Genomic DNA, 8745 nt, shown 5'->3' on the forward strand with positions numbered 1-8745 from the left:
AGTATCCCTTGGTCGATTGGGTATAAGACTATTTTTTCAAAGAAAAAGTGGGAGGTATTCCCTCCCAATAAACTTAACGGGCGCGCTTGAGTTTACTTTTGTTAAAGTCGGCTTCAGTAAGCCCTGTATCGAAGCGATATTCACTAAAATTCAATTTTGTACTTTTACCCGTTTGATGATTTTCAATTGCTAGCAGGTTTGCGCGCCAAAAGCGTTTGTTTTCATCACCTGTTTCTTGTTTCACCTCATAAGCTTGATAATCACTAAAGGTTAAGGTTTTCAGTAACGCGCTTTTTCGGTCGTAATATTCTGTCTTTAACACTCGATAGTGTTGCTGATCGATCCAAGTAATTAATTTGCTATAGCCTGAATACTGGTCAGTAGGGATATTTTCAATTTTCCAAGTCTTTTCCCCGCCAATGTCGGCTTCACCTAAGTACTGATAGCGATACTTTTCGACTTCGAATGAACTGAGATCTTCGTAGGCAAATTCACTGCCCATAAAGGGACCCGACTTATTACGTGATGCAATGCGTTTAACCCGTTTGAGTGCAGGTAGATAGAGCCATTGGTCATCGGCGCCAGTGACGTGAGAGAAGCTTAAAAAAGCGGTGCCTTGAACATCATGTGGCGTATCAAAAATACTCAGCGACTTATCACCATCACCTGCGACTTCCAAGTTTTTCATTCTTAGATTGCGGGTGCTGGTCTGTCCTTGCGCATTAGTTAGGTGCATTGCTAAGGTTGCTTCACTACTGCGCCAACCGGTGTCGCGCAGTTTACGCTCTTGCATGATGCTTAAGCCTTGATTATCGCTGGCTAGCACTGGGCTCATGGCCGCCGTTGCAACAAGCGCGACGGTAAGTGATAGTGGTAAATATATTTTTTTCATTATAGGGTTCCTATGAATTGGCTAGAGAAGTTAATTGAGGCTCGCTATTACTGGTTTTTGTATTGCTTGCCAACTTAGGTTTGCGGTCAAATACCAGTAAAAACGCGGGTAAAATTAGCAGGTCAATCAGCAATGCGATCATAACAACGATACTAGTGAGTAATCCCATGTCTGCGTTCATAGCAAAATTGGATTGGGTTAAAATGCCAAAGCCGATACAGATAACCAAGGTAGTAATCAGTAGTGCTCGACCAACGCTGGTAAAAGCATAAATAACGGACTGTTCGGTATCTTGCCCTTGCTTACGAGCGTGTTGGTATTTGCTTAAAAAGTGCACCGTGTCATCGACAACGATCCCCAGTGTTAAGCTAGAAACAATAGACAAAGCAAGGTTAATTTCACCATTGACCAAAGACCATAAACCAAAGCCAGCTAAGCCAGGCAGAATGTTAGGCAGCAAACTGATAAAGCCAAGGCGCCATGAACGTAGGGCTACACCAAGTAGAGCGGAAATTAATACCAGTGCAAAGGCCGTCCCAATTAACATGCTGCTCATGTTACGCTCACCGACGTGAGCAAACATCGAACTAGTACTCGCTATGTCCACTTGTAAGTTAGGCGCATGCTGCTGGAACCAAGCATCAGCTCTGTGCTCGAGGGCTAATATCTCAGTGCTACCAAGGTTTTTAAAGGTGGCAACTACGCGGGTGGCAGACTTATCGATGTTGATTTGGTTGTTCAAATCTAAGCCATAGGGCAAGCTCATTTCATACATTAAGAGATACTGTGCAGCTAACTCCTTTTCATCGGGTAAGCGATATTGCGAGTTATCATCACCATGCATGTTCTTATTGAGACGCTTGATGGTATCTGAAAGGGATAAGACGTGATCGGTCTCTGGTTGGGCTCGGAGCCACGCAGTAAATTCAGCAAGCTGCTTTAGAAAAGCCGGATCGTTGATGCCATTACTCATACCACTATCAAGACCAAACTCAAGGCTAGTCATGCCTGAAATATGCTCAGCCATAAAATCGGAGTCTTGGCGAAAGGTGGTATCGGTACTGAAATATTTCAATGCGTCATCATTAACTTGATTGTTTGGCACTTGTGATGCCAATGCCGCCACGATAATAACGCCAAAACCTAACACCTGTTTTTGCTTCTTAATCACCCAAAGAGCTGCACGCTGCATATTGGCCGATGGATTTGGCTGCGCTTTAACTTTAATGGGGAGTAAGCTCAGTAAGGCCGGTAGTAAGGTGATGGAAAATAAAAAGGCGAATAACATGCCTACGGCAACTAAATTACCTAAATCACGTAACGGCGGTGAGTCAGAAAAATTAAGTGATAAAAAGCCAATGGCTGTCGTTGCACTGGTGATAAATACGGGCCTAAGGTTGATGGTCAAACTACTGTAAATAGCCTGTTTTTTGGTTTCGCCACGGCGCATAGCAAGTAACATGCTGCTAATAATGTGTACGCAGTCAGCCACTGCTAATGTCATTACAATGGTGGGTACATTGACCGTTGGAGTGGTAAGGGGAATACCAAGCCAGCCAGACACGCCTAAGGTGGCGGCGATAGTCGCGATGATCACCGCTAACGATGCAATAGTGCTCAAAATGGAACGTAGCAGAAAAGCTAGCATCAGTAAGATAGCCAAGAACATGCCTGGCACTAAGGTGCTGGAATCACTTTGCGCATAGGTGGCAAATGCGTCGTTAAGCATGACTAAACCAGACATGCGGATGTCGGTGTCAGGATAGAGTGCTTCATACTTAGCTTTTAGTTCTTTAGCAAAGGCGGCAACGGCAGGCCCCTCTGTTAAGGGATCTATTTCTGGCAGTTGTACGGTAACGTTGATAATAGTGACAGCACCATTTTCGCCGACTAACTTATTGAGTAACTCAGGTTGTGTTAGGGCAACTTGGCGGATTGCATCTTTCTTATCTGGACTCAATAGATTGGTTTCAAGTAACAAATCTTCAACCAGCAAGTCATCTTCTTCTGCTCGGGTATGTTGAAAATTAGTAATTGAATCAACCCGTGTTGAGTAGGGGGTTTGCCAAGACTCTTTGGTCATTTGATGGATCTGACTCAGAGTTTGATCGCTGAATACATTACCTGACTTGGGGGCGATGATGAAGCTAACCGCATCTGACTTACTGTAAACATTTTGCATCCGCTCAAAAGCTTGCAGTTGAGGATTGTCAGGGCCAAAGAACACTCGATAGTCACCATCGAAATATAATTTGCTTACACCAAAGGCGAAGGCAAAAAGAACCATCAAGGTGGCTAATAGGCTTGCTATGGGGCGTTCTACAACCCAAGTTTGCCATCTTGCTGTGTTAGGGGGGCTAGTATTTTGCATTACGTCCTCACTATGACGTTTCGTCATTATCTAAGTAAAAATATGACGATTAATCATAAAGTGACTAATCGTCATTTGTTGTTGTAAAAAAACCAGCTAACTGGCTTTTTATAAATGTTCATTGTTGGCTACTTATTTAATGTAGCTAACTCTTCAGAAAATACTTCCTCAGCAATACGCCGCCAACTGGCTTTGTAATCCCAATCCCATGAGTAGGGCTGCCATTGTAGCCCATCTAATACAACCGAGGCATTAATCAATACCGCTGAATCTGCGTCAATACGCCCCAAGCATGGACAAGGGGTTGGCGTCGTGTTGCGTAAAATAGTGACAGAGCCAAAACTCATCGCCCAAATAGCGAACGTCACTTGATAGAGGTTATCTTCATAGCGTCGACTTAATTCACCTTTGGCCATTGCCGTTTCAACCATGCCTTTGAGCATTTCAACCATTTCATCTTCAGTCTCCGCGAGCTCTTTTATTCGAGTAGGAGAAGCTTTTTCTAACACAGCCGGGCTCATCACCCTTAATGACATCATAGTTAAAATGGGATAACACAAGGTAAACAGCTCATAACCAAAACTAAGTGCCAGTATGCGCTCTCGACTATTGCCTTTAAAATTGGCTAACTTCCCGAACATACTTTTTTGCAGTCTCAGCCCTCGAGCGCACAGCGCACACCATAAATCCTCTTTACTTGTAAAATGGTTATATACCGTTCCCTTCGAATACTCAGAGCGGGCAGTTAACTTATCCATCGTTAGCTGTGCAAAACTATGCTCTTCAATAATCTCTATGGCTAAATCGATCAGTAGTTCTTCACGCTCTGCTACTTCTCTTGCCTTTCTTATTTGTGTTGTCATCGTTCGCCACATTCTTTTAATACATAAAATGAATTATACGTGTCTTCAGCATGCTCAGCCATGATTTGGCGCACGAACACTAAAGCTGACCGAACGTCCACGTTTGACGATTCGTCATTAATTTAGATTCATCTTATGGTGATGTCAATTATATTTTTGAAAAATAAAAAAAGCGGGCTTTACCCGCTTTGAATAATAAAACCATCAGTGATTAATCTTCACTGATTGACCCTATTTTGTGAATGCTTAAATCAGCCCCATGATACTCATCTTCTTGAGTCATGCGTAAGCCTACTGATTTGGCAAGAATGCCGTATACGATAACACCACCAATCAGTGCGACCATTATGCCCGCTAAAGTGCCAATGACTTGTGACATCAGGCTCACTCCGCCCAGTCCGCCGAGCGCTTCAGTGCCAAAAATGCCCGCTGCAATACCGCCCCAAGCACCACACACACCATGTAGAGGCCACACACCGAGTACATCATCAAGTTTCATGCGGTTTTGTAAGTAAGTGAATAGCACCACAAATAAGCCGCCAGCAATACCACCGGTTAGCAAAGCACCAATAGGGTGCATTAAATCCGAGCCAGCACATACTGCGACCAAACCTGCTAAAGGGCCATTATGAATAAAGCCGGGGTCATTCTTTCCGACCAGTAATGAAACGATGATGCCGCCAACCATAGCCATCAATGAATTTACCGCAACCAGGCCGGAAATCCCGTCCATCGTCTGTGCCGACATCACGTTAAAACCGAACCAACCGACCGTTAAAATCCACGCGCCTAAAGCAAGAAATGGAATATTAGAAGGCGCGAAAGCGACTAACTTGCCGTTTCGGTAACGGCCATTACGAATACCAAGAAAGTATACCGCCACTAAAGCTAACCAACCGCCGACGCCATGAACAACCACCGAACCTGCAAAATCATGGAAACTTGCGCCAAAGCTTGTTTCTAGCCAAGCTTGAAAGCCGTAGTTGCCATTCCAAATCACGCCTTCAAAGAAAGGGTAAACAAACCCAACAATTAAACCTGATGCGGCGAGCATCGGGTAGAATTTCGCCCGCTCAGCAATACCACCTGAGATAATCGCAGGAATAGCCGCGGCGAAAGTAAGCAAAAAGAAGAATTTTACTAATTCATAGCCGTTCGCTGTGGTCAGTTCACTAGCAGGCGATAAAAACGTCACATCGTAAGCTATCCAATAACCTATGAAGAAGTAAATCACGGCAGAAAAGCCAAAGTCGGCGATAATTTTCACTAATGCATTAACTTGGTTTTTCTGACGTACTGTGCCCACCTCTAAGAAGGCAAAGCCTGCGTGCATCGCCAGTACCATAATGGCACCAAGTAAAATAAATAAAGTGTTTGAACTTTGCACTAAGGTTTCTACTGCGCTGTTGATATTGTCCACTGTCTCTCCCTTTGCTTCCTGCCTGGGTGTTCCCCTAGGCTGTCATAAAGCGGTTGTCTCTCAGTTGTAAGTTTTAGGTGTTGCAAGGAGTTGATTATTATTTTGGCTAAGCACTCAAGGTTCGTGTCAGCTCAATCCTTGTCTGAGCTGATACAGCAGGTTTTATGCCATAAATGTTAATTGTGACTTTTTATGGTGCGCTTGCTGCGAGGTGGGGCTTGGTAATGGCGCGCTGGTGGTGACAAACAAATGTTAGCGCCCTGTTTTACCCTATGAGTGGTCTATATTGGTGCAAGGTGGGGTAGATCTGCCCTTAATTGGTGCTTTGGTACAGTAGTCCTTCCGATAAAGGTTTTATTTTGGGTCGGGCTTTAGTCGAACATTTTCAGTATAATGCTGCGCTGATATTTTGATTTAGGCCTTCTATATGATCATTTCCCAGCAACAGTCATTGCTTGATTTCAATTCTTTCGCTCTTGATGTGAAAGCGCATACCTTAGTGACGTTGGCGTCAGAAAGTGACTTAGACGATTTTACTTATCAACCAGATAGCCCGCATTTTATTCTTGCCGGTGGCAGTAACTTACTTTTTTGTGAAGACTTTAATGGGGTGCTCATCAAACCTGATTTCAAAGGAAAAACAGTAGTAGATGATGGCGATGATTGGTTGATTACTGTTGGTGCCGGTGAAAATTGGCATGAGTTTGTAACTTGGTGTTTGGCTAATGGCTATCATGGTTTAGAAAACCTAGCGTTAATCCCCGGCTGTGTTGGAGCCACACCAGTGCAAAATATTGGTGCTTATGGGGTTGAAGTAAAAGACTTCATCGACAGTGTTAGATCGTATCGCTTAGCTGACGGTGAGTGGCAAACGTTGTCACATCAAGCATGCCAATTCGCTTATCGCGACAGTGTGTTTAAGCATGAGTATAAAAACACCCATCTTATTGTTGAGGTTGTGTTTCGCTTACCTAAACAGTGGCTGCGCACCTTAAGTTATGGCGATTTGAAGCAGTTGCCAGAAGCGGCGAGTGCGCAACAAATTTACGATCTGGTGTGCCAAGTCAGGTCAGAAAAACTTCCTGATCCGAGTACCTTAGGTAACGCCGGTAGCTTTTTTAAAAACCCAGAGGTGCCAGCAGCGCAAGCGCAAGCACTGGCGATTGCTTATCCAGAGTTACCTATTTATGACACAGGTGCCGAGAATATTAAAAAGCTTGCTGCCGGCTGGTTGATCGACCAATGTGGTTTAAAAGGACGACAAGTCGGTGGTGCGAAGGTTCACCAGAAACAAGCTTTGGTATTGGTTAATCAAGGCGGTGCAACGCCTAAAGATGTGATTGAGTTGGCTTGGTTAGTGCGAAATCAAGTAGCTGAGCGGTTTGGTGTTTTACTCGAACATGAAGTGCGCTTTATAGCTGCAGATGGGGAAACAACCCTTGATGATATCATGTTGCAACTAGAGCGCGATGCGATAGACGTTGAGCAAGAAGCTTAAATTTTGAATTAATATTAGGTGGCGCTGTGATGACAACTAAGAAGAATATCAATCTCTTGATCCAACTGTTAGCGGATGGCCAGTTCTATTCTGGCGAATGGTTAGGCGAGCAATTAGGGGTGACTCGTACCTCAATTAGTAACTATATCAAACATGCCGAAGCATTAGGGCTGGATATTCACAGTGTAAAAGGTAAAGGCTATAAGTTGGTTGCGCCAATTGAGTTATTAGATGAAGCCTTGATCCGTTCGTTGTCGGAGCAAAAAGCGGTAGATGTATTTCCGGTGCTTGATTCCACTAATCAATATTTATTAGATCGGTTAGATCAGTTGACCCCTGGGGCAACTTGTATGGCTGAATGCCAAACGGCGGGGCGTGGTCGGCGTGGGCGACAATGGGTATCGCCATTTGGTTCCCATTTGTATTTATCCATGTACTGGCAGCTTGAAGCGGGCATGGGGGCGGCAATGGGGCTGAGCTTGGTGACAGGTATTGCAACAGTAAACGCACTTGAATCCTTAGGTGTTAGCGGCGTTCAGCTAAAATGGCCCAATGATATTTATGTCGCTGGGAAAAAGTTGGCTGGGATTTTAGTCGAAATGTCAGCTCAGGCTGCTGGGCCATGTCAGCTTGTGATAGGGCTAGGCCTTAATGTGAAGATGCCAGCAGCGGCGGCAGAAGGAATTGATCAACCGTGGACCGATTTACATCAAATGGGCGCGAGTGGTGTTGGCCGTAATCAATTGGCCGCAAGGCTGATTATGGCATTAGAACAAAGCTTGTCACTTTATGAGCAAGCGGGACTGGAGCCTTTCTTGACGCGTTGGCAAGCCCTTGATGCGTTTATTAATCAACCCGTTAATTTGATCATTGGCCCGAAGACTATTTCAGGTATTGCGCGAGGGATTGACGCTCAGGGGGCTTTGCTAGTTGAGCAACACGGGGTGATCAAGCCTTTTATCGGTGGCGAAATTTCTTTGCGGCTAGCTCATGTGCGATGTTGAGTTGCTTTAGTGCTGGTTTTTCATACCACAGAAGGAGCTGAATTACTGATTTTGTATGAAGTTTGCCCACTCAGTCGATTTATCTTATTTTTTTGTACTTTTACTGTTGCAACAACGAAAACTATTACATAGAATGCGCGTCACTTAAATGAAGCCGACTTAGCTCAGTAGGTAGAGCAACTGACTTGTAATCAGTAGGTCACCAGTTCGATTCCGGTAGTCGGCACCATTTAATCATTTAAGTACTGGGGGGGTTCCCGAGTGGCCAAAGGGAGCAGATTGTAAATCTGCCGCGAAAGCTTCGATGGTTCGAATCCGTCCCCCCCCACCATCTAAGTTTTAAAGTGGTCTTTATTGACAACTAGAAACATGATGCGGGCATCGTATAATGGCTATTACCTCAGCCTTCCAAGCTGATGATGCGGGTTCGATTCCCGCTGCCCGCTCCAATACAAAATGCTGATATGGCTCAGTTGGTAGAGCGCACCCTTGGTAAGGGTGAGGTCGGCAGTTCAAATCTGCCTATCAGCACCATTTCTAGTCGCTTTAATCCAAAAATTTAATCATAGTGTGAAATCTTTCACCGTATTTGTCTCTGAGGGGCGAACATGTCTAAAGCAAAATTTGAACGTAATAAGCCTCACGTAAACGTGGGCACCATTGGTCACGTTGACCATGGTAAAACAACTCTAACCGC

7 protein-coding genes and 4 tRNA genes are annotated in these 8745 nt (G+C 44.5%); 7 read left to right on the top strand and 4 right to left on the bottom strand.

The features are described from left to right. Nucleotides 1–73 precede the first annotated feature (73 nt). The 4 genes from Q4519_RS04355 to Q4519_RS04370 form a co-directional block, all read right to left on the bottom strand. Nucleotides 74–892, bottom strand: a complete 819-nt coding sequence (locus tag Q4519_RS04355; RefSeq protein ID WP_303509908.1) for an outer membrane lipoprotein-sorting protein — start codon at nt 890–892, stop codon at nt 74–76. Between the two features lie 10 nt (nt 893–902). After that, nucleotides 903–3263 carry an RND family transporter gene (locus Q4519_RS04360; RefSeq protein ID WP_303509910.1) on the bottom strand — a complete coding sequence of 787 codons (2361 nt, stop codon included), beginning with the start codon at nt 3261–3263 and terminating at the stop codon, nt 903–905. 128 nt (nt 3264–3391) lie between these two features. Beyond that, complete coding sequence (locus Q4519_RS04365) at nt 3392–4126, bottom strand: TetR/AcrR family transcriptional regulator (protein ID WP_303509914.1); 735 nt, start codon at nt 4124–4126, stop codon at nt 3392–3394. Nucleotides 4127–4337: 211 nt separating this feature from the next. Then, nucleotides 4338–5546, bottom strand: a complete 1209-nt coding sequence (locus Q4519_RS04370) for an ammonium transporter (RefSeq protein WP_303509916.1) — start codon at nt 5544–5546, stop codon at nt 4338–4340. 427 nt (nt 5547–5973) lie between these two features. Between Q4519_RS04370 and murB the strand changes: the two genes are divergently transcribed. The 7 genes from murB to Q4519_RS04405 all read left to right on the top strand — a co-directional run. Continuing rightward, nucleotides 5974–7044, top strand: a complete 1071-nt coding sequence (gene murB / locus Q4519_RS04375) for a UDP-N-acetylmuramate dehydrogenase (protein ID WP_303509918.1) — start codon at nt 5974–5976, stop codon at nt 7042–7044. Nucleotides 7045–7073: 29 nt separating this feature from the next. Then, entirely contained in the window at nt 7074–8048 is a 975-nt protein-coding gene (gene birA, locus Q4519_RS04380) for a bifunctional biotin--[acetyl-CoA-carboxylase] ligase/biotin operon repressor BirA (protein WP_303509921.1), read from the top strand. Nucleotides 8049–8201: 153 nt separating this feature from the next. Then, nucleotides 8202–8277, top strand: a tRNA-Thr gene (locus tag Q4519_RS04385). Between the two features lie 18 nt (nt 8278–8295). Then, nucleotides 8296–8379 (top strand) — tRNA-Tyr (locus tag Q4519_RS04390). Between the two features lie 43 nt (nt 8380–8422). Further along, a tRNA-Gly gene (locus Q4519_RS04395) sits at nt 8423–8497 on the top strand. 9 nt (nt 8498–8506) lie between these two features. Continuing rightward, nucleotides 8507–8582, top strand: a tRNA-Thr gene (locus Q4519_RS04400). Nucleotides 8583–8656: 74 nt separating this feature from the next. Next, the coding region (locus Q4519_RS04405) for a GTP-binding protein (RefSeq protein ID WP_208321400.1) at nt 8657–8745 on the top strand (89 nt) is incomplete at its 3' end.

Origin of the sequence: Motilimonas sp. 1_MG-2023 (genome assembly GCF_030547455.1) — a bacterium.
GTDB lineage: Bacteria > Pseudomonadota > Gammaproteobacteria > Enterobacterales > CBDFNC01 > Motilimonas.